Raw genomic sequence first — 20,971 nt, 5'->3', positions numbered from 1 at the left:
AATGAAAACAGTACAATTACAACGCGACTCGTCTGGTTCATGGAACTATTTAAGTGAATTTATAGCACTTGATAATCCGCTGGTGCTTATTCTAGGGAATCGCTTTCTTCTAGAAAAAGAAGGAGTTTACGAGGAAGTAAGAGACTTGTTTCCTTCGGGACATCTTGTTTTTGGATCTTCTAGTGGAGAGATTGTAACTGGAGCTGTAAATGATAATCACATAACCATAACTGCCATAGAGTTTGAAAAGTCTTCCTTTGAGATTCAAACATTTAATATACATGAAGTAGGAGATGATAGTGAGAAGGCGGGATCTACAATAATTAAGAAGTTAACTGCAGAAGGCCTTAAGCATGTATTTGTATTGTCTGAAGGTAGTTTTGTAAATGGATCTGCTCTTACAAAGGGGATGCAAGAAGCTTTGCCTAATGTATTAATCACTGGCGGACTTTGTGGAGATGATGCACGTTTTGAAAAGACACTAGCCTCTTATAATGCAGCCCCAAAGGAAGGTGAAATTGTGGTAATTGGTTTTTATGGAGAAACTTTTGAAGCCTCCTTCTCAATTTATGGCGGGTGGACTCCTTTTGGACCAGAAAGACTTATCACAAAATCTGATGGTAATATCTTATATGAGATAGATGGTAAACCAGCATTAGATTTATACAAAACATATCTAGGTGACAAAGCAAAAGATCTTCCAGGTTCTGCACTTATTTATCCTCTAAATGTAAGGAGTAAAGAAAACGACCAGTCATTTGTACGAACTATTTTAAATATAGACGAAGAGAAAAATGCTATGATTCTCGCGGGAGATGTGCCAGAGCAATCTAAGGTGCAACTCATGATGACTAATATGGATAGCATCGCTTCTGCATCAGAAACGGCGGCACTACGAGCGATGGAAGGTAGAAATAATCCGCCACAATTAGCCTTGCTTATAAGCTGTATAGGACGTAAATTAGTACTAGATCAACGTATAGAAGAAGAAGTTGAGGAGGTAATGAGTGTGATAGGTGACGATGTCGTGATAAGTGGGATGTACTCTTACGGAGAGATTGCCCCTTTTTACGGAGAACGTAGTTGTAAATTGCACAACCAGACCATGACAATTACCTTAATAAGCGAGTAAATGAATCCACTTTTAAAAAGACAAATACGTAAATATCTTCCTGATGATCTAAAAGGTCGTGAGGATATGCAGGTCTTTTTTAATGCGGTGGCGGCGTCATATGATAATCTTGACGATCAATTCAAGATGACCCAGCGAGCTATGCAAATAAGCTCAGATGAGTTATATGAGGCAAATAAGCAGCTTAGAGAAGAATCAGAACGCCAGCAAGGGTTGTTGATACGTTTACAGTCTGTAATAAATGCTGTACAACCTTTTGGTGAAGAAGATGGAGACATAGATATAGGAGAAACAAATCTAGCCGAATATATAAGCCAGCAGGCAGAGCAACTTATCCTAGTAAATAGGGATCAAGAATTACTTGTAAAAGAGCTTGCATTACAAAACCAAGAGCTCAATGATTATGCACACATTGTATCTCATGACCTCAAGTCACCACTGCGCAGTATTGAAGCATTGGTAAGTTGGCTCAAAGAAGATTATGGAGATGCCATAGGCGAGGAGGGGAAAACGCAAATAGGCCTTATAGTAACCCATTTAGAAAAAATGGATGCCCTAATTACGGGTATTTTAAACTACTCTTCTATTGACAAGGAAGTTCGTACAGAGCGACAAATAGACTTAAATGTACTTGTAAAAGAGACGGTAGATCTCATGCATTTACCAGAGCATATCACTATAAAAGTGCATAAAATGCCTACTATTCTTGCAGACCGTTTTAAGATACAGCAGTTATTTCAAAACTTGATAGGTAATGCCGTAAGCAGTATAGATAAGCCACAAGGACTTATAGAGGTAATTGCACGAGATCTGGATGATAGTTACCAATTTGAAATCAAGGATAATGGAAAAGGAATTAATCCAGCATACTTCCATAAGATTTTTCAAGTGTTTCAAAAGCTAGAAAATGATTCGGAAAGCACAGGAATAGGCTTATCTATCGTTAAGAAAATTGTCCATTTTTATGATGGTAAGATTTGGTTAGATAGTGCAGAAGGCGTTGGTACCACATTTTATTTTACACTACCTCAAACTACATAATATGGAAAAGCCCAATCTCAATTATATCAAAGAACTTTCAGGGGGAGACGCAGGTTTTGAAAAAAAGCTGATAGGCGTAGTACAAGCAGAATTACCCCAAGAAATTGCCGAGTATGAAGGTAATATGAATGATTCCGCTTTCGCGAAAGCGGCCGAAAACGTACATAAGATAAAGCACAAATTAGGAATCGTAGGATTAGAGAAAGGATACGAACTCGCCATTGCCTATGAAGATGAGCTGAAGGAAGGAAAATCAACCTTAAAAGAAGAATTTGATAGCATTCTAACCGCTGTAATCCATTTTATAAAAGATTTATAATCTGTAAATTGCATACTAAATCACAAAATACCTAAATGTTGAACTGTATAATTGTAGATGATGAAACTGCGGCACGTACTATCGTATCGCATTTGTGTAGCCAGGTAGACGAACTCAATGTAATTGATGAGTTTCCTAATGCAATGCAGGCAATCAAGTTTTTGAATAAGAACGAGATTGACCTCATATTCTTAGACATACACATGCCAGATTTTACTGGTTTTGACTTTATAGATTCGCTTAAAAACCCGCCTAAAATTGTACTTACAACATCAGATCGTGACTTTGCGATCGAGGCTTTTGAGTATGATTGTATTGTAGATTATTTAGTAAAGCCTATAACGCTGCCTAGATTTCTCAAAGCCATGCAAAAAGTAGAGAACTTTAAATCTCCAGTTACACAAAAAGCTGCGTTACCTCAAGAAGCAAAACAAGAAGAGGCTTCAGAAAAGGAGATGTATGTAAACATAGATAGGCGTCTCATAAAAATTGAGTTTGATAAAATCTTTCTAGTAGAAGCAAAAGGTGACTATGTACTTATAAAAACCGAAGGAAAAAATTATACCGTACACTCTACACTTAAGAAAATAGAAGAAAAACTACCAGATAGTCTTTTCTTAAAAATACATCGCTCTTACATTATTAATATTAAGAAAATAGTTGATATTGAGGATAATAGTGTCCTGATAGCTAGAGATGTAATCCCAATAAGTCGATCTAACAGACCTGAACTTATGAAGCGTCTTAACTTGCTATAAAACAACAAATTCCATTCGTCTACAGTAAATTACCACTCAACGATACAAGTATCAGTGCGGTCGAATAAATTGAAAATCAGGGTATAAACTGCCTAATTTTGTTTCTATAATCACATCAATAGAAGCATTATGATTGCAAATTTCTACTCTCTTACAAGGCAAATAATAGCACTAAGCTGCCTGTTGTATTCATTTACAGCCAGCGCACAAGATGTACCTTTTAATTGTGATTTTAGCGCTTATTTGTTTCAATACAATGATGTTTATTCTATTGACCTTGCTTCTGGAAACTCTTTTCTAGCAGCAAAGGATATTACACCTGGAAACATAAACGCAGCGGCATATAATCCAGCAGATGGTTATATCTGGGGATACTTATCAAGTCCATCAAAATCAATTGTTAGAATTGATCAAAACTTTGAGACAACTACCATCACTATAGATGCATTGCCTACAGGAAATAAATATGTAGGCGATATAAATGTAGATGGACAATATTATTTTAAAGCTGGCGGGAGCACATACTACACTGTAGACCTCGACCCAGCATCAGAAACATATACAGAGCTTACTTCGACGGCTTCATTATCTCAAGGTTTAAGTATTCACGACTGGGCATTTAATGCAGTAGATAACCAATTGTATGCTGTTGAAAAAGGAACAAACATTTTATATAGAATTAATCCAGAAAATGGACAAGTACAAACATTAGGTGTCGTACCTATTTTATCAGGGCTTGATTATACCTATGGAGCTGTATATTTTGATGCATCGGGACGTTTTTATGTATCTGCAAATCAAACAGGAACTATCTACGTGATACAAAGTGTACAAGACCTTGACGGAATAGGAGTTATAGATTCAAATCTTTTTGCCTTTGGACCATCAAGTAATAGTAATGATGGCGCACGTTGCCCTACAGCACCAGTTTTACAAGAAATTTGTGATAACGGAATTGATGATGACGGTGACGGACTTATTGATTGTGAAGATCCATCATGCTCGGGATACGGGATGTGTGCCACTATTGATCCAGAAGCATCTACAGGAAATAAAGGAGGACTAGAAAGTAATAATAGACTGTCTAACGCTATTGCCAAACGTAATTTTAATCGTGCAAAGGAGAGCTATGAATTTAATAAAGACCTTGCACCGCTAGTAGATAAGAAAGAAACCTATGCTGTAAGAACTGCTCAAGCGTTTACGCTTGCAGACCTTATCCCACTAGAGGAAATTGATGAGGATTATGTAGTAGAGTCTACACCTACAGATCTAGTAGCTATCACAAATGCAACAGATGTATATGCTGTAGATTATATAAAAGGAGAGCTCTCAACCGCATCTATACTTGCACTTAAGACAGAAAATGGCGTGTATGAGCACACTAAGTATATCTGTGATCGTTTATTAGGAGCAGAGCTTATCTCTGTCTCTACCATAGCAATTAATGATCAACAATTTATTAAGTCCCTCATTAAAAATATTGATGGGAGTGTAGAATTTGTTTTAAGCCTTTCGGCGAAAATGGTAAACAACGAGACTGAGTTTGCTGTAGAAAGCCACTGGAATCTTGATAGCTATGAAGATGATGTAACATTTTACAACTTCCAAATATGGGCAAACTCGATAGATGATTTACATAAACTAGGACAACAAGTTCTGAATCTTCTAGAAGTACAGAAGCCAGTAACTTCATATAATACCTCGACACCACCTACCGTATTTGTAAAAAAAGGAAACTATAACAACGGAGCTTTACAACTAGAAATCATCAATACAAATGCAACCGAAAGTGTGACGTTTGACGCAGGAATAAGAGCAACAGAAACAAGCGAAATTGTAACAACAACCTCTAGCATCTCACTTGGCGAAAATTACATCACACAAGTAACTATAGATACTGGATACTTATTTGACATAGGCTTTAGAATAGGCGACGGGATTAATACTCCAGATGATTTATTCTTATCTGACGGCCCATGGGGAGTAGATGCATCTCAAGAAGGTACAGATGTAATAACCTATGAGATTTCAGAAAATGAACAAACATATGGAGATGATACTTATGCTATAGAACGCAACCTTTCACTCACAGCAACTACAAACAGTTATGTTGCGTCATATAGAGCACTTACAGCACGTTTTCAAGCAGTAGATGTAAGCATGTTTAATGCATTACAAATGACAGCAAAGGGAACAGGAAACTTAGAAATCACTTTTGTAAAGGAAAGTATAGAAATCTGGGAAGATCAGTATAAAGCAACAATAGTACTTACAGACAACTATCAAGATTTTGATATCTCATTTGAGAACTTTACAAGTCCGTCGGGAACACCGTTGTTACTTAATGATCTAGTAACGGTAGTATTTACCATGGTCTCTCAAGATGGAACGATGGTTACAAAGGAAATGGATGTTAATGATATACAATTTGCAAACTCAGAAGTACTCTCAACCGAAGAAAATATAGTGGCAGCAGATGCATTAATAAATTACCCTAATCCATTTATATCACAAACTACAATACGCTTGCCACAAGCAAGTGCAACAGTACAAATCACAGTAGTAGATATGCTAGGACGCATAGTAGATGTACAAGAAATAGCAACAAATAACGGAGGGCTAACAGCAGCCTATAACGCTCCAAATTTACAAACAGGTATCTACACTTATAAAATAATAGATAGTGCCTCACAACAACACAGTGGCAAGTTTGTCATAAAAAGATAAGTAGTTTTTTGATTTGATTTGATTGATGTTTAGCCATCACCGGGGACGGTGGTGGCTTTTTTGTGGTGGGGTAAGAGGTACAGTGATTAGTACGTTTTAACGCTGAGCTCTCCCGATGGTTGTGAATCTCAAAAGTTCGCTTTAGCGAAAGCATACCTCAAGTATGAGAAATAAAACAATTTCATCGCAGTAATAACTAAGCTCTCAAATAAGCTATTACCTTCAGAGAAGTAGTAAGACCCCATGATGGAAATTATAGATTAAGATTTGTTTAAAAGCAAAGTGTTGGGTTGGAGCCGAGGTCAACTTTTAACTCAGTTATTTTGTTGGCAACAGTTTTTCATTCAGAGGCTAATTCGATTGCTTTTTCCAAAACTTCATCACGACCATTTATTAATCCATTAATTGTCGATTTAACTTCAACATCTATTCTAATTCCATTTCGTTGTGTTTCCGAACCGTCAGGATAAAGAATTCCATTTCCTGATATTGCTGTTCTGTAACCTCCTAAATATTCAAACACAACAACATCTCCATCAGCTCCTGCAGTTTGGTTTCCAACTGTAATTATATTGTCAGCTGTTTGAAAAGCCATAGCCGTAAATTCAGTCCTACTCAAAGACTCTTCATTTACTAACAATATAATTCTTCCCTTAAATGCCTTTTTACTACTGTTTGTTCGTAGATTATCTGTGTAGCTAAATCTTGAAGGGTAATTAATGTTCGGACTATAAATTTTACTAAAATCCTTTTTTTCTGTATTTAAATATCTAGAAAATCTATTATAAATAAAGGCGGGATAATTTCTTAAATCTATTATGATTGATTTTTTAGTGTCAAATGATTTAAAAATATCTTCAATATCTCTGCCTTTAACGCTTGCCATATTTATATAGCCAACTTCGTCAGTGACCGATTTTGATTTAATTGCTTTAGAATTATCCCAATAGTTAAAATCATTAAAATCGTATCTGTTTACTTTGATTTTTTCAACTTGCCCTTGTCTGTCTATGGTTAGGTTTATTTCCTTTTCTGAACCGCTAAAAATTTTAGTGTAAGTGTTTTTAGTTTTAATGTTTTTATTGGAACCTGCGACATACTTTAGGTTTTTGTCTTTTTCTGTTCTAACATCTAAATCATTAATCTTCAAAATAACGTCTCCTAATTGTAAGTTGTTGAGATTAGCAATGGAATCGTTATAAAAACCTGAAACAACCGCTTTATTTTCAATATGGGAAATCTTTGCAGGAATATACATAGGTCTTTCGTCAGAGAAACTTATCCAAGCGTGTGTATCATCTAATTTTGCGACAAGTTCTTTAATCTTATTTTGGTAGTCACTTTGATTTTTAGCGTTTTTAATTTTCGGTATCATTTGTCTTAAAACAGAATCCCAATTTTGGTCGGTCATGTATTTATATGGATAAAAATATTCTATTATATTCCAATATTTAAACAAACCCAATAATCTATATTCTTCGTTAGGGAATTCAAAATTTTTGTATTGTGGTTCGTTAGTAATTTTTATGTTGCCGACAGGTTGTATTTCTACATAAAAGTTTTCCTTCTGAATTCTGTTATTTTCAATGAATTTTAATTTTGACGAAAGCTTATCATTAAAAAGATTTTCGTTTTGTAACCACGATAAGTCAAAGTTTTTATCGAAGTAATTTTCTTCAGAGCTACATTTTTTACAAACGTCTATGTTACCCAAGTTGTTAATCCAGTCTATGTAAATTGCTGATAGGTCGTTCTTATCAGTTGCTTTTAAAACTTTTGGAAGATATTTGATAAATTCATCGTCCCAGTTATAAATTCCTTTTCCAACCTCGGGATGATAATATTTTAGAAACCCGTAAATTTTTCCAATTGAAGCTAACTTTTCAATTTCCGAAATTGTCTGTTGAGCAGTCAATAAGTTTAAACTGAAAATGGTCAAAATTAGAATTACGAATGTTTTTTTCATATTGTTGCCAGAAGACCACCACATAAAGCGAGTATAGCTCCCGATAACTATCGGAATTGCTTCGTTGCTTTAATTTGCGGTCTTGTTTGTTTGATCTAAATATACAACCAATATCGTAGTTCTATAATTCTAAAAACAAACATTATACTTGTAATATGAATGAGTATTATAACAACAAAAAAACGCCCAAAAGGGCGTTTCTAAATACTTTAAACTAGTAGTAAGGTAGTCTTAAAGATTACATCTTCACAACACCACCCTTAAGCACTTGCCATCTCAGTTTTAAACCTACTTCCATAAACTCAAATCCTGCTGCGGTTGCAGAGGCGATGTTACTGTACTTACCATAAGCACCTACTTGAAAGCGATTAGATATTGCATATTGAAGTCTAGCTTCTAAGCGAAATAGGGTAGTAGCCTCATCTTCTTCTACTACTTGTAAACCTCCAGCTGCGTTTGCTGCATAGCTCCACTTTCCTGCTTGTCCCGTAAGATCTAAAAATAACTCAACTGCTTGGTATTTTGATGGGCTAAAATATAGCGTAGGCACTTGATCCTTAAAACCTACATACTGGTAATTGATACCACCTTTAAGCGTTGGGTTTTTTGTAAAGTTGTAATACAAGGATGTGAATAATAAGTTACGAGAATTACCATCCGTTTGCTGCGTGTGCATAAGACCAGAATACCATCCTAAGTTTATATTAGTTCCCATATTGTAGTTCAGGGAATAGTTATTCATAAATATCTTTTCGTCTAGTAGCGCTGCGTTAAAATCTTGTAGCGTTCTGCTGTAACCTATCTCTAAATATTGCAGTGGCAATGGTCTTGATTTTATAAAAACAGATCCATTTACATCTGTATAGTTATTTGCATTTGCGTCTGCTTTTACAAATCCTAACGTCCCTTCTAACCATGTATTATTAATCACTCTATAATGAGCACCTATAGATGCATCTGTATTATATGCCATCGTATTTGTAGTCATATTTTCAGTAGTTCTATAGTTATATGAGAACACTGTTTTAAACCTGCTTGTAAATGGTAGGGTAGCCGTCATTCCAGCAGAGTATGCTTGGTTATCGCCATTATCAGAAGTGTAGGCAGCTCGTGTTTCAATCACGGGAGCAAGGCTACTTTCTATTGTTTTCATTAACCCAGTAGCATCTTTCTGATTAGGGTAGAAGGTTAAGGTATTTTTCGCGAAAGCGTAAGCCTCATCCAGATTCCCCTGTGCGCGGTATGCATTTGCAATCCCTAGGTTTCCATCAAAAGAGGCGCTATCCTTCTCGAGGATACCGTTATATACCTCGATACTCTTTTTGAAAGTCCCAGTGTACATCCCTAGCGTAGCTTTGAGTGCCGCAACGCGCTGGTTTGTAGGGAATTTCACTTTTAGATCTGCAATGGCAGTTCTTGCCGTGGCGTATTTTCCGTTCCAGATAAGTGCCTGGATGTAGCGCTCGTTTGCGGTAATGATTTTTGTAGTGTCCGCTTTCGCGAAAGCGATACTCTCCTGAGCTAGTGATAAAGCAAGCTTGTCGTCTTTCTGCAAGTGAGCAACTAATGACTTTCCTACCTGAGAAGTTAAGGTATCTGAAAGTTGGCTGTACATCGTGTTTGCATTCTCATAATCCTTCTTTGCGATATACGTATTTGCAAGCGCGCTTATGATTTGCTCATCGTTAGGCATATCCTCAAGAGCACTTTTAAGCAATTGTATAGCAGCATCATATTGAAAAGCAGTCGTAAGTTGGTTTGCTTTACCCAAACGCATAAACTTTTTTGACACCGCAGCATTTGCATTGCCAGGTTGTACAGTAAGTGCTTTATTTACATAAGTGATTGCAGCGTCGTATTCTTTAAGGTTAGAAAGCGTGTTTGCATAACCGAGTAGGGCAGAGAAGCTCGTACTGTCTTTGGCAACAAGGGTTTCATAAAAGTCCTTTGCAGCGCCAAAATCACTATCCCATAAAAGAGACTCGGCATAGTTTAAGCCAACTTCAAAATCCGTCGGATAGTCTGCCTTTAGTGTTGTAAATAATGATCTAGCTTCTGCGCTATCACCGCTCAGGCCTAAAGCACGACCGTAACAAAGTCTTGCTGTCTTATTATCTGGGTAGTCTACAAGTACTTCCCCAAAAAAAGCTTTTGCCTCCTCATATTTTCCAGTTTCTAATAAAGTGAAACCTGCAGACATATCTTGAGCGTATGCTGTTGCACTTAAAAGGAAGACGATAATTAATGTTGCTATTCTCATTACGTTTGTTTTACAGTTGCAAGTTATGGTCATATGTCAAGATTTCAATCTGAAGATAATTGCAACTCATCGACACTTATTGTCGACTGGTGGAGGTTAAGATCTGGTAAAGGGTAGTTTTGAGTTTATAGGTAATAAAAATATTCAATATTAAGTCAAGAACCATCTAATTTTTAGGCTTTTATGTTACGTTGTAAATTGATAGGTGAAAATAGGTTAGAGATGAGTTTTAGGTAGAAGTTGTATACATTTTTCAAATGTGGCTTACTCTCATTCTTGAAGTATTTGCTGCTAATATCTCCCCAAATGTGCTTTCCTCTCCTTCTAAGGTTTGATAAATTTTACTGTTGCGAACATCTCCCCAAACCCCTCTTCGAAGAGGGGCTTCACTATTTGGTCATCTTTCAAGAGAAGCTTAATATTTTTTACTCCTCCTCTTCGAAGAGGAGGCTGGGAGGAGATGTTTTTGTGTTCGAGTAAGAAAATCGCTACGAACATCTCCCCAAATGTGCTTTCCTTTCCTTCTAAGGTTTGATAAATTCCAACTGTTGCTAACATCTCCCCAAACCCCTCTTCCAAGAGGGGCTTTCATCGTTGTGTGCTCCTCCTCTTCGAAGAGGAGGCTGGGTGGAGATGTTTTGCGTTCGAGTGAGAAAAACAACAACTAAGTCAATTACAAACATTCCTCTATTCTATCTTCTATAGCAATAATAACGGCATCTATATTTTTAAACACTTCGTCATTTGTAAATCTTAAAAAGTGCACACCTTTCTCCTCTAGACGACCTTGACGAAGTCCGTCTTCTATGATTTGGTTTTCGTGAATGCTTCCATCTAACTCAATAGCAAGACCTATTTCATGACAATAGAAATCGACGATGTAATCTAATAACGGTACTTGTCTATGAAATTCTGCTCCTGTTGCCTTTCTTCTGATCTTATCCCAAAGAGTTAATTCGGCTAGCGTCATATTCTTTCTGAGCTCCTGAGCTCGCTCTTTTAAGTCTCTTCGATATGGAATTAATCTTTGCATTAGTTTTTGTTGTAAATATATGTAAATCAATAAAATAGATAATTTTAAATATATTAGGCTGCTAACATCTCCCCAAATGTGCCTTCCTCTCCTTCATACTTCAGTCGTCGGAGGCAGGTTCAAAGAGGGGCTTCATTTATTTACTCCTCCTCTTCGAAGAGGAGGCTGGGAGGAGATGTTTTGCGTGTGAGTAAGAAGTTTACCGCCAACATCTCCCCAAACCCCTCTTCCAAGAGGGGCTTTCTATTTTTTTGCCCCTCCTCTTCGAAGAGGAGGCTGGGTGGAGATGTTTTTTGCGTGCGAGTAAGAAACAGAGAAGTTGAAAATAAAATATTTTACACCCTAACAATCTAAAAACTTCCTCCTTATATAGTAACAAGTAAACCTTTCGCGAAAGCGATACAACCACTAAACATGCTTTAAAGAAGAAATACTACCATTCGTCTACAGTAAAAATGTGCTCATCGAAATTTCAACCGAAAGCCTCTTAATTGCTTGCATCTTTGTACCAGAATCAAACAACAAACTATTATGGGACTTACAGTAATAAACAACAAGAGCACATTAAGAATAGTGCACAACGCAAGAACGATGTCAACAGGAGCTACATTAAATGTAGTGCATAGAAAGGTTGATAAGCCAGTTATTCAACTAATGACTTATTAATCAATAATCATGATCGCAATCCAACAGAAAATAAAAAAAGCACTTTCACCAGAGCAAATATTTATGCTCAGTGCCTTTGTAGTAAATGGAGGAAATTACCTCTATAACTTAGGCCTAGGTAGAGTTTTAGGACCTGGAGCTTTTGCAGATGCTGCTATATTAATCACATTACTTCTAGTATTATCTTTTATAGCGATGACTTTCCAACTTGCAGTTGCAAAGTTTACTACAGAGTTTGACGCGTCAAAGCAAGAAGCCTTTTTAAAAAGAGCTTACAAGCAGGCAACGACTTTTGGGATTATACTCGGAGCGATGATTGTAGTTTTTGCGACATCATTACAATCGCTTTTTCAAACGGCATCACCTATAATGTTTACCATCTTTGGAATAGCAGTCCCACTTTATTTTGTGATGAGTGTAAATCGAGGTAACCTACAAGGACGCAAATCATTTATTGAACTCTCTGTTACATATCAGCTAGAGATGGTATGCAGGCTCGCTCTTACTTTTGCATTCTTACTGTTTTTCAATATAGAATCCTCTGTAGCAGTATCTACAGCAATAGCAGTTTCTTTTATCGCTGGTGTGTTTCCTTTTGAGAAACTCACTTCAAAAAAAGCGATAGAGACAGCACTTACCTCAAAAGAGAGTAAGGCCGTAACTCAGTTTTTTGTACTTACCGCATGTTATGAGCTTACCCAGATCATTTGTAATAACAGTGACATTTTACTAGTAAAGCACTTTTTCCCATCGTATGATGCAGGATTATATGCTTCACTAGCACTTATAGGCCGTGTTGTATATTTTGTAACTTGGATGTTTGTAATGTTATTACTTCCTACCGTTGTAACCATGCGTAAAGAGGGTAAAAACTCTGTTCCAGTACTTATGAAGTATGTAGGTTACATCACAGTCCTTGCAAGCGCTATTGTGTTATTCACGTTTTTATTCCCATCATTTGCCGTTCAGGTTCTCTTTGGAGATCAATATATGGCAATTGCTCCCTTACTTGGTTGGTATGCCCTTGCCACATCTTTTTTTGCCCTATCTAATATTTTTGCCTACTACTATTTATCCCTAGATCATTATAAGCCTATTGTAATTGCTGCCATTTTTGGAGTGTTACAGATAGTGTTAATCATATTATTCCACGATTCATTGTTTGATGTTGTGTTAGCCCAAGTTGCAGCGATGGGTGGTTTACTTATCGCGCAACTGCTTTACTTCTGGAAAATGCAAGTAAAGTAAAATATACCCCCAGATTGTAGTTTGCCCTCTTATAGAAGCTGTTGCTTTGATAAGAGGGTTTTGTTTTAGCAATACTTTATAAAACTGTTATTGCCATCCAAGCGTCGTCCTTTTAATATGTTCTACATTGATAGAGAATAGTTTTGATAGCATTCTTAAGTGCTGTAATATAGTCTGTTGAGCTATATACATGATAAACCGCCTATTTTCAAAAATCGTTTATCGAAGGTCAAATACCATTCGTCTACACTAATGGTCGAGTAAACGTTTTTGGTCCGATTTCGCGAAAGCAAAGCCGCATATTTGTACTATCAAAAAAACATAACTACTTAAAAATAAATATCATGGCTTTAGAAATCAACAACATTTACGGAGTAACTTGTATCAAAGGGAAAGTATCTAGCACACACGTTCAAGAAGTAAAAGGATACTTCAAAGCATTACTTACGATACAAGATAATGTCATCATTAACTTATGCGAGATCAAAAAAGGATCTAAGAAGTTAGTAAGAGTTTTAGAAAACTTGCAAGCTGAAATTTCTGAAGAAAAATCACTTAAGTTTTTTAGCTATCCAGAGCCAGCAGTTAAGGAATTATACGCACAGCTAAATAGTGAAGCCAACTATTACCAAGCAGCAGCATAACAAAAAGAATACTACTACAACAACATCAAATCTATATATCATGAAATTAGCAATCGTAACGGCCTATCCACCGAGCAAAGTAACTTTAAACGAATATGCATATCACTTAGTTAAGCACTTTCGTCAAAACCAAGAAGTAACAGAACTTGTACTTCTTACAGATGTAACTCCAGAACAAGCAGATATCACTTTTGAAGAAGATGGATGTGCAATCACCGTAAAGCAGTGCTGGAAATTTAATAGCCTATCTAATGTACTATCCATTGCAAAGGCAGTAAGAGCTACAAAGCCAGATGCGGTACTTTATAACCTACAGTTTATGAAGTTTGGAGATAAGAAAGTAGCAGCCGCTTTAGGACTGTTTTCTCCTTGGGTTTCTAAGTTAATGGGAGTAAAAACTACGGTGTTACTTCATAATATTATGGAAACTGTAGATCTTGATAGCGCAGGATTTACATCTAACAAACTTAAAATAAAAGCCTATAACTTTATTGGAGAGATGCTTACTCGTGTAGTTCTTAAAGCAGATACTGTAGCACTTACCATAAGCAAGTATGTAACTATCCTAGAAGAAAAATATAACGCAAAAAATTGCGTACTGATTCCTCATGGTACTTTTGAAATTCCATTAGAACCGTCTTACCAAGCTGCTCCTGGTCCTCTTAAGATAATGACTTTCGGAAAATTTGGAACTTATAAAAAAGTAGAAATACTTATAGAAGCAGTACAAAAGGTAAGAGAAAACACAGGACGTGATCTTGAGATTGTAATTGCGGGTACAGATAGCCCTAACACACCAGGATACCTAGCCGAAGTGCAAGAAGCATATAAGCATGTTCCTAATCTCACTTTCACAGGTTATGTAGAAGAAGAAGATGTACCAGTGATATTTTCAGAGAGTGCGATGGTAGTTTTTCCATACACATCTACTACTGGAAGTTCTGGAGTATTGCACCAAGCAGGAAGCTATGGTAAAGCAGTAGTAATGCCAGATCTAGGAGACTTAAGCATCTTAGTAAAAGAAGAAGGGTATAGAGGTGAGTTCTTTAATCCAGAAAGTATACACAGTCTTGCATCTGGTATAGAAAACCTAGTAATGAATGAAGCATATAGAACAGAAATTGCAAAAGCTAATTACAAAGCAGCAACAGCGTTACCTATGAGCCGTATCGCTCAGATGTACCTAGATGTTTTTGCAGGAAGAAGTACTAATAATAACGAAGTAATATTAAAGGTAGCATAATTACCGGTTCTTAATGATCAAATAGGCATCGTCTTTCACCCCAAGTGTATTTACAATTCCAAAAAAAGCCTGTTTGTTCTTTCGCCACGGTAATCTACCAGCCACTTCAGTCGGTATGTCCCTAAAGTCGTAAAGTGTCCAAGAGAGATAGTGTAAGCTATCTCTTTTCTGGGTTACATAAAACTCCTTAAAATATGCTGCTTGATCGTCCTCATCAGGTCCTAGAGGATTCCATAATCCGTGATAAGCTGCGAGACCAAATTCTTGCAGAACCACAGGCTTGCTAGTGGCATCTGTGAGTACTTTGTGAGCCGCTGAAAGATCCTCAAGATCTTTGTAATAATGATACGAGACAATATCTACATGCTCTTTAAGATTTAGTGCAGCCTCTGGAGAAGACCAGCCTATAGTTACTGGATGCGTATTATCTATAGTCTTGAGATAATCTATCGTTTGACTCAGCCACGATAATACTTCGCGTTCCCCACGACTTTCAAAATCGAGGTTAGGTTCATTTTTAATATCCCAACCTAATAATGCAGGATGATCCTTTACATGAGTTACAATACTATGAAGATGTGCATTTGTTATCGTCCAGTCTTGTATGCGATAATCTCCATAAAAGTCAAAAAGTGTGACTACAACCTTAAGTTTTGCTTTTTCTGCTTCGTCTAGAAGTGAAGTGAGTTTCTCAAGCTTTTCTTTAGGAACACGTGCTTTTCCAAAATCTTCAAAACCGATAAAAACTCTTATGGAATTAAGTTTAAGATCATTAATAATTTTGAAATCTGTAGCAAGTGTGTCTTTACTAAATGTAGGGCCAAAGGTATCCCAAGGACTTTCTTGTGGGTAATAATTCATGCCTTCTAGCATTGCCAGATCTAGCGGTACAGTTTCATTTTTAATTTCGGCAGGATGTGAGGCTACTTTTTCAAAATGACGCACTCTCCAAAATCCATCTTCTAGCAGTAGTATAATTTTATAGTCATTATTAAAAGCTCGTTCTACGAGAAATTGTTCATTTTTAAAAACACGCTCTACACCAGTTACATTGCGATCTGTGAGCACTACTAATGTACCATCTGCACTATAAAATTCTACAGAGAGGTGATGTGTAAGCGTTGTGCTTTCTATATAGGTGTTTGTTTCATTATTAAGTGCTAGCAAGTCAAGAACTTTCCCTCGAGCACGCTCTGTATAATGGTCAAAAATACCCGCATCTTCTCCTGTGTAAAAAGCCCTATTTTTCACATACCAAGCATCAAGATAGTCTTCTTCTATACTCGCTAGATTTGCTTCTTCCATAGGCCTTCCGGGGTTTTCAATAGACTGCCAAGTAACTTCTGGTACATAATGACGGTCTTTTGTTTCGTCTAGATGTAGCATTTTACTCCTATCTGCACCCGTATTTAAAAAAGCAATCACCTGACTCACACCATAGAGTATACCTGCATTTATGAGTATAAATCCAGCCAAAATCAAAATGCGATATAGGGTTTTGTTACTTTTCAATCTATTGATATTTGGGTGTTACTTTCTAGTCCTAAGCAACGTACTACGACGTCATAAGTTCCAGTGGGATAATTTTCTTCTTTTAGATAAAATGTAGCCTCACCATTTTTTGTTTGTCCGTTGCGGGTTTCATTACCTATGGTGACAGAAACGTCAATTCCGTTTTGCACCAATTGTCCTAAGTAGCTTGTAAGCGGTCCTATGGTCAAGTTTCTTTCGGTTATCGTTGGAGTAGGGATGGAGGTTATGATGGATTTAAATTGCTGCGTTATGGTGTTGCTTTGTGCAATGCCTGTCACGGCTGCTCTTACATTCCACGTGGTAGGTGATTGTGGGTGTAACGCTTTCGCGAAAGCGTACCCATTAACCGTACTCGCCTTATTCTGCCAATGGGCACCTGTTGCATCTGTCATATAGAAGGTAACCAGCGTTCCATCTGTCATCACATTACCATGCTCATCGCGTATTTGCGTACTCTGAAAGCTGATGATCTCGTTGCCATCTGCATAGTTATGATTGCTAATTACCGTTATGCGAAAATCCTGAGCAACATCTGGAAACACATCTGCTACGAGCTCTTTTGATGAGATATTTTCAAGTGTACTCCCGGTGCTCACTCTTCCTGTGCGTAGCGGAGAAGAAATGCGTTTCCACACAAAACCAGAAGTTATAGGATGCGTAGTAGTCTTAATAGCCGACTTAAATTGTGACTTAAGTGTTACTTGAGTGTTGTCTGGAAGGGTGTTATCTAGCGTATCTGTCGGGATACTCACCAGCATTGTGTAATCACGCACATTTGCAACAATACTGCGCGGACCAAGGTATGTTTCAATGGAGCCTAAATGGTTTGTGTCTGGTAATAAGGTGAATTCACCTTCCTGAGAGATGTTCTCATTACTATAAAGGCTATAATTCACAACACCACTTCGTTTAGTAAAACTAGGCGGAATGTAAAACTGTGCTGTATTATCTAGTATTTCGGGTTCAACAACGATGGTGGCGTAGGTACTTGATAGAATTAGATAGACTGTTTGCTCACTTAGTGCGCTGCCTGTTATAATTGGTATATATAATCCTTTATCTGTAACTGTTTTATCACCTATATCCTGTAATGTTATTGCACTATGTTCAATCGTTTTTACTGCAGCTTTATCTGCACAAGAACAAATTAGTGTGAGCAGCGATAGTGCAACGATAGCAAAGGACGATATGTATGTGCTACGTTTTATCATTTTGGATTACCTACATAATTGTTGGTGGTAATTGTAATATATGCATACGGCATATTTTTGATAGGTATAAATGATTGTTCACTTCCAGATGCATTTCTTTGCGGTACTACTTTATCAGATATACTCTGATTAGGTAGTCCGTTTACAGAAGCTGTTTTTAATCCAGAGGCTATTTCTATAGGCAAGATATCTGAGTATAATACCTCAGAAAATGGCCTTTTACGTTGCTGGCGCACACTCTCATCTATATACCTGCTTTCTACCCATAACAACTCTTTTTCTTCATTATAGTAGCCTATAAGTAGTTGTGGTATGGTCGCCTCTTCTATACTTGTGTTAAAAAGGAAACCATTAAGTGTATTCTTTACTTGCTGCACCTTAGAGAGATCTACTGCCTGATATAAATCTGTCGTAGCAACATTGGCGCTTACTTGTACTTCAAAATTTACAGGGATGTCTGTAAGATCAATTTCTGTAAATGTATCTGGAGCGTACGTAGTTGGTTTTTCTTCTGTGGCAGAAGCCCATGCAATACCTTCAAAATTGATGCGGTAAAGCGTTGTCTCTTTAGGTAGTAATTTATGTTTGACTACATCCTTAGCATTAAACCTAGCCAGCTCTTCATTCTCTTCATTATAGATAGCTCCCGTTACAGATATATCTACAGGGATATTATCAACATTTTGAATTTCTCCCACAATAGCATAGGTCGTATCTAGTTGCACCAGTCTTGCAGAGAGTACCTCAACAACAGGTTGCTTGAGTACATCTTCATGAAAGGTTTGCTCAGATGTCACAGCACGTTTTCCGTGATTATAATACCTCGTTCCGCTCTGTATAAGAAGCTGTTCTGGCGGTATATCTGGATCTACAGTTTTTGGGACGATGTACCATTTACTTCGCTTTTTAAGTAATTGTAACTCGTCGTGAGTTTCAATTTCTTTAAGTGGTGTAATCCAGGTAGCATCTACAATTCCTAAAGCAGTGGTATCTGTTTTTGGTATAATGTCTATGTATAGACTATCCAACTTCGCATAAGAACTCAATAAACCATCTGAGACAGAAATCTCGAGCATAAATTGAGATAGTTTCTTGTCACTATCTGGATCTAGATAAGAATGGGCACGCTCAAATTCTTTAAAATCTACCGCATCATAATAAGCAGTAACCACATTGTTAGCCGATAGTTGGGTGGTGTTTTCTACATAAAATAAATATCCGCCAAAGGCAATTACAATCAGTAAGATAATAGTCCACACCACAGATGTTCGATATAATAGGGAAGGAGCGCGCTTGTAGATAGGAGCAAAGGCAAAGTATAATGGCAGCTCTTTCTTTCTTTTAAAGGAGCGCGTCCAGAGCGAACCTAAATGAAGTAGAAATGCAATGATAACTGTGGTAAATGGTATAATTCCCCACATGAGCTTTAAAACAAGTGGAGCATCTTCTCGAGGCAATACACTTGGCAAAGGAGCGATGCCTGCTTTTTCCCATACCATAATACCATTTTCTAGTAAGCTCAATCTGTGCCAACCAGCAAAATAAAGTAGAGGATCATAAAACTTGTCGTTTGAAAAAACATACTTCAAATGGTATTTTTCTGGTACCGTAAGAAACTGCTGGAGTGACCCTATACCTTCTATACCTCTATATTTTGAATTTTCGAGACGTTCCACCGCTCTTGTAGTAAGTTCTGGTAATCTTCTTGCAGAGTGGTAATCACCATCTACCGTAGTAGCCTTAGTTTGCGCAGAGAGCCACGCCATCTGGTCTCCAAAACCTAATGGTAAGTATCTCCATTTGTAATGCTCATCTTCATTTAAGAAGTTTACAATAGGCGTCATTTTTATAGCATCTGGCTGGCTCGGTCTAAACTTCCCTAAGGTTATCGTGAATATGGCGATAAAGATGAATAGGAATGATAAGAATGCCCCAGACGCTCTATGTACAAGCGTACCCCACTTTTCTTGCAAGTAGTCTTTATAGTCACCTTCTACAAAGCGATAACAGAACTCTCCAAAAACGGGCAGCGCCATAATAGACGCCCACAAGGTAAAACGATCTAAGGTTAAGATATTAAAGGCGTTTTCTCCCAGCATTGCTAGAGGTACCGGAGTTGTTCCGCCGGTTCCTAAAATCAATAACAAGGTAAATGATATCCCAAAAAAGAGTAGTCTCTTACTGTAATACCTATAGAAAAAGTAAGGAAGTAAGAACATTAAAAGTCCCCAAGGAATCACAAAGAATACTAAACCAGAGGAGAGCACTTCAAGAAAATTATCCCTAGATCCATGCGGAATAGGTACCTGTGTGATGGGATTATTTTTTGTGTTTACCCAATATGGAAAAATGCAACCTACGATAAGCACGAGCGAGCAAGCTCCAAATATAACGATGCGCCTTAAGTGGGTCCATACCGCTTTCGCGAAAGCGATAACAGTCACCTCCTTTGTACTATTCACCTTTTCTCTCGCAGCATCCATCACAACCATACCTAACAGTGGGAATATAAAAAAGATCATCCCAAATATAGGAGTGACATGATGTGAAGTAACAGTAACCGAAAGTAATGCAAGGGCTTTAAATAGGTGTCGCTTGCGTGCTGTCTTTACCCACAGATAGATCTCGGGGAGGCAGTGCATTAATACGGAGATACCTATAATACTAGGAAGTTGCCCAAAAATGTGCAGCGTCTCTACGAAAGAGGAGCTAAAAACAGCCATCAATGCGGCATATCCTGCAACCTTCTTATTAGGTATTAAGACTTTGGTAAAGCGATAGACACCAGTAATAAATAGCACAACGCCTGTAAGTGCAACCGTAAACATCCCAAATTTAAGTCCGCCTATATAAGAAAGAGCACCTATGGTTTGATGTACAAGTGGCGGATAGCCCATAACGGTAAAGCCGGTATACCAACTATAACTCCACGGCTCAAACCAGCTCGTTGCATAATGATTTGCAAAAAACAAATGTATAAGCGCGTCATATGTGCGCTCTACAGTAAAGAACATAGCCGTCCCGTGGAAAATCATTCCAAGGAGAACCGCGCTTACTAAGTATTTGTTTGTTTTTGACTGCATTGTTTGGGAGTGAAAAGATACCCTTTTTAATATTCTGAATCAAAGATAGTTCTTTCGATAAATGGTTCATCCTTCGACGAGTGGTAACCGTCTATAGTAAGCCG

Annotated in this window: 16 protein-coding genes; 9 read left to right on the top strand and 7 right to left on the bottom strand. The window is 37.4% G+C overall.

Annotation, left to right across the window (positions count from 1 at the left end):
• The first annotated feature begins 1 nt into the window (after position 1).
• The 5 genes from SJY37_RS14155 (at position 2) to SJY37_RS14135 (ending at position 5,980) form a co-directional block, all read left to right on the top strand.
• Positions 2-1,132 carry an FIST signal transduction protein gene (locus tag SJY37_RS14155; protein ID WP_379953258.1) on the top strand — a complete coding sequence of 377 codons (1,131 nt, stop codon included), beginning with the start codon at positions 2-4 and terminating at the stop codon, positions 1,130-1,132.
• Positions 1,133-2,173 carry an ATP-binding protein gene (locus tag SJY37_RS14150; RefSeq protein WP_379953257.1) on the top strand — a complete coding sequence of 347 codons (1,041 nt, stop codon included), beginning with the start codon at positions 1,133-1,135 and terminating at the stop codon, positions 2,171-2,173.
• Position 2,174: 1 nt separating this feature from the next.
• The gene (locus SJY37_RS14145) at positions 2,175-2,492 is read left to right on the top strand and encodes an Hpt domain-containing protein (RefSeq protein WP_379953256.1); all 318 of its coding nucleotides are present in this window, start codon (positions 2,175-2,177) and stop codon (positions 2,490-2,492) included.
• Positions 2,493-2,530: 38 nt separating this feature from the next.
• A complete protein-coding gene (locus tag SJY37_RS14140) occupies positions 2,531-3,250 on the top strand; it encodes a LytR/AlgR family response regulator transcription factor (protein WP_379953367.1) in 720 nt (239 codons plus the stop codon).
• Positions 3,251-3,379: 129 nt separating this feature from the next.
• Complete coding sequence (locus SJY37_RS14135) at positions 3,380-5,980, top strand: DUF6923 family protein (protein WP_379953255.1); 2,601 nt, start codon at positions 3,380-3,382, stop codon at positions 5,978-5,980.
• A 340-nt stretch (positions 5,981-6,320) separates the two neighbouring features.
• On the opposite strand, the gene SJY37_RS14130 is transcribed toward SJY37_RS14135, so the two are convergent.
• The 4 genes from SJY37_RS14130 to SJY37_RS14115 form a co-directional block, all read right to left on the bottom strand.
• Complete coding sequence (locus SJY37_RS14130; protein WP_379953254.1) at positions 6,321-7,946, bottom strand: S41 family peptidase; 1,626 nt, start codon at positions 7,944-7,946, stop codon at positions 6,321-6,323.
• Positions 7,947-8,184: 238 nt separating this feature from the next.
• Entirely contained in the window at positions 8,185-10,206 is a 2,022-nt protein-coding gene (locus SJY37_RS14125; protein WP_379953253.1) for a tetratricopeptide repeat protein, read from the bottom strand.
• Positions 10,207-10,530: 324 nt separating this feature from the next.
• Positions 10,531-10,785 carry a hypothetical protein gene (locus tag SJY37_RS14120; RefSeq protein WP_379953252.1) on the bottom strand — a complete coding sequence of 85 codons (255 nt, stop codon included), beginning with the start codon at positions 10,783-10,785 and terminating at the stop codon, positions 10,531-10,533.
• 94 nt (positions 10,786-10,879) lie between these two features.
• Entirely contained in the window at positions 10,880-11,239 is a 360-nt protein-coding gene (locus tag SJY37_RS14115; RefSeq protein WP_298327614.1) for an endonuclease domain-containing protein, read from the bottom strand.
• Between the two features lie 531 nt (positions 11,240-11,770).
• Between SJY37_RS14115 and SJY37_RS14110 the strand changes: the two genes are divergently transcribed.
• The 4 genes from SJY37_RS14110 to SJY37_RS14095 all read left to right on the top strand — a co-directional run bounded on the left by SJY37_RS14110 (position 11,771) and on the right by SJY37_RS14095 (position 15,040).
• Entirely contained in the window at positions 11,771-11,905 is a 135-nt protein-coding gene (locus SJY37_RS14110) for a hypothetical protein (RefSeq protein ID WP_262497446.1), read from the top strand.
• Between the two features lie 9 nt (positions 11,906-11,914).
• Positions 11,915-13,153 carry an oligosaccharide flippase family protein gene (locus SJY37_RS14105; protein WP_298327626.1) on the top strand — a complete coding sequence of 413 codons (1,239 nt, stop codon included), beginning with the start codon at positions 11,915-11,917 and terminating at the stop codon, positions 13,151-13,153.
• Positions 13,154-13,497: 344 nt separating this feature from the next.
• On the top strand, positions 13,498-13,797 hold the full coding sequence (locus SJY37_RS14100) for a hypothetical protein (RefSeq protein WP_298327629.1): 300 nt from the start codon (positions 13,498-13,500) through the stop codon (positions 13,795-13,797).
• A 40-nt stretch (positions 13,798-13,837) separates the two neighbouring features.
• A complete protein-coding gene (locus tag SJY37_RS14095; protein WP_298327631.1) occupies positions 13,838-15,040 on the top strand; it encodes a glycosyltransferase in 1,203 nt (400 codons plus the stop codon).
• Here the strand turns inward: SJY37_RS14095 and SJY37_RS14090 are convergent, their stop codons facing one another.
• Genes SJY37_RS14090 through SJY37_RS14080 form a run of 3 tightly spaced genes read right to left on the bottom strand, consistent with a single transcriptional unit; the run spans position 15,041 to position 20,867 of the window.
• Positions 15,041-16,552, bottom strand: a complete 1,512-nt coding sequence (locus tag SJY37_RS14090) for a glycoside hydrolase family 2 TIM barrel-domain containing protein (protein WP_379953251.1) — start codon at positions 16,550-16,552, stop codon at positions 15,041-15,043.
• Entirely contained in the window at positions 16,549-17,784 is a 1,236-nt protein-coding gene (locus SJY37_RS14085; RefSeq protein WP_379953250.1) for a hypothetical protein, read from the bottom strand. The genes SJY37_RS14090 and SJY37_RS14085 overlap by 4 nt, the downstream gene beginning before the upstream one ends.
• The gene (locus SJY37_RS14080) at positions 17,781-20,867 is read right to left on the bottom strand and encodes a hypothetical protein (protein ID WP_298327640.1); all 3,087 of its coding nucleotides are present in this window, start codon (positions 20,865-20,867) and stop codon (positions 17,781-17,783) included. The genes SJY37_RS14085 and SJY37_RS14080 overlap by 4 nt, the downstream gene beginning before the upstream one ends.
• Positions 20,868-20,971 lie beyond the last annotated feature (104 nt).

The organism is Dokdonia sp. R78006 (genome assembly GCF_042466145.1).
In the GTDB taxonomy this organism is placed as follows: Bacteria; Bacteroidota; Bacteroidia; order Flavobacteriales; family Flavobacteriaceae; genus Dokdonia.
This window is presented reverse-complemented; position numbering and strand designations above follow the sequence as displayed.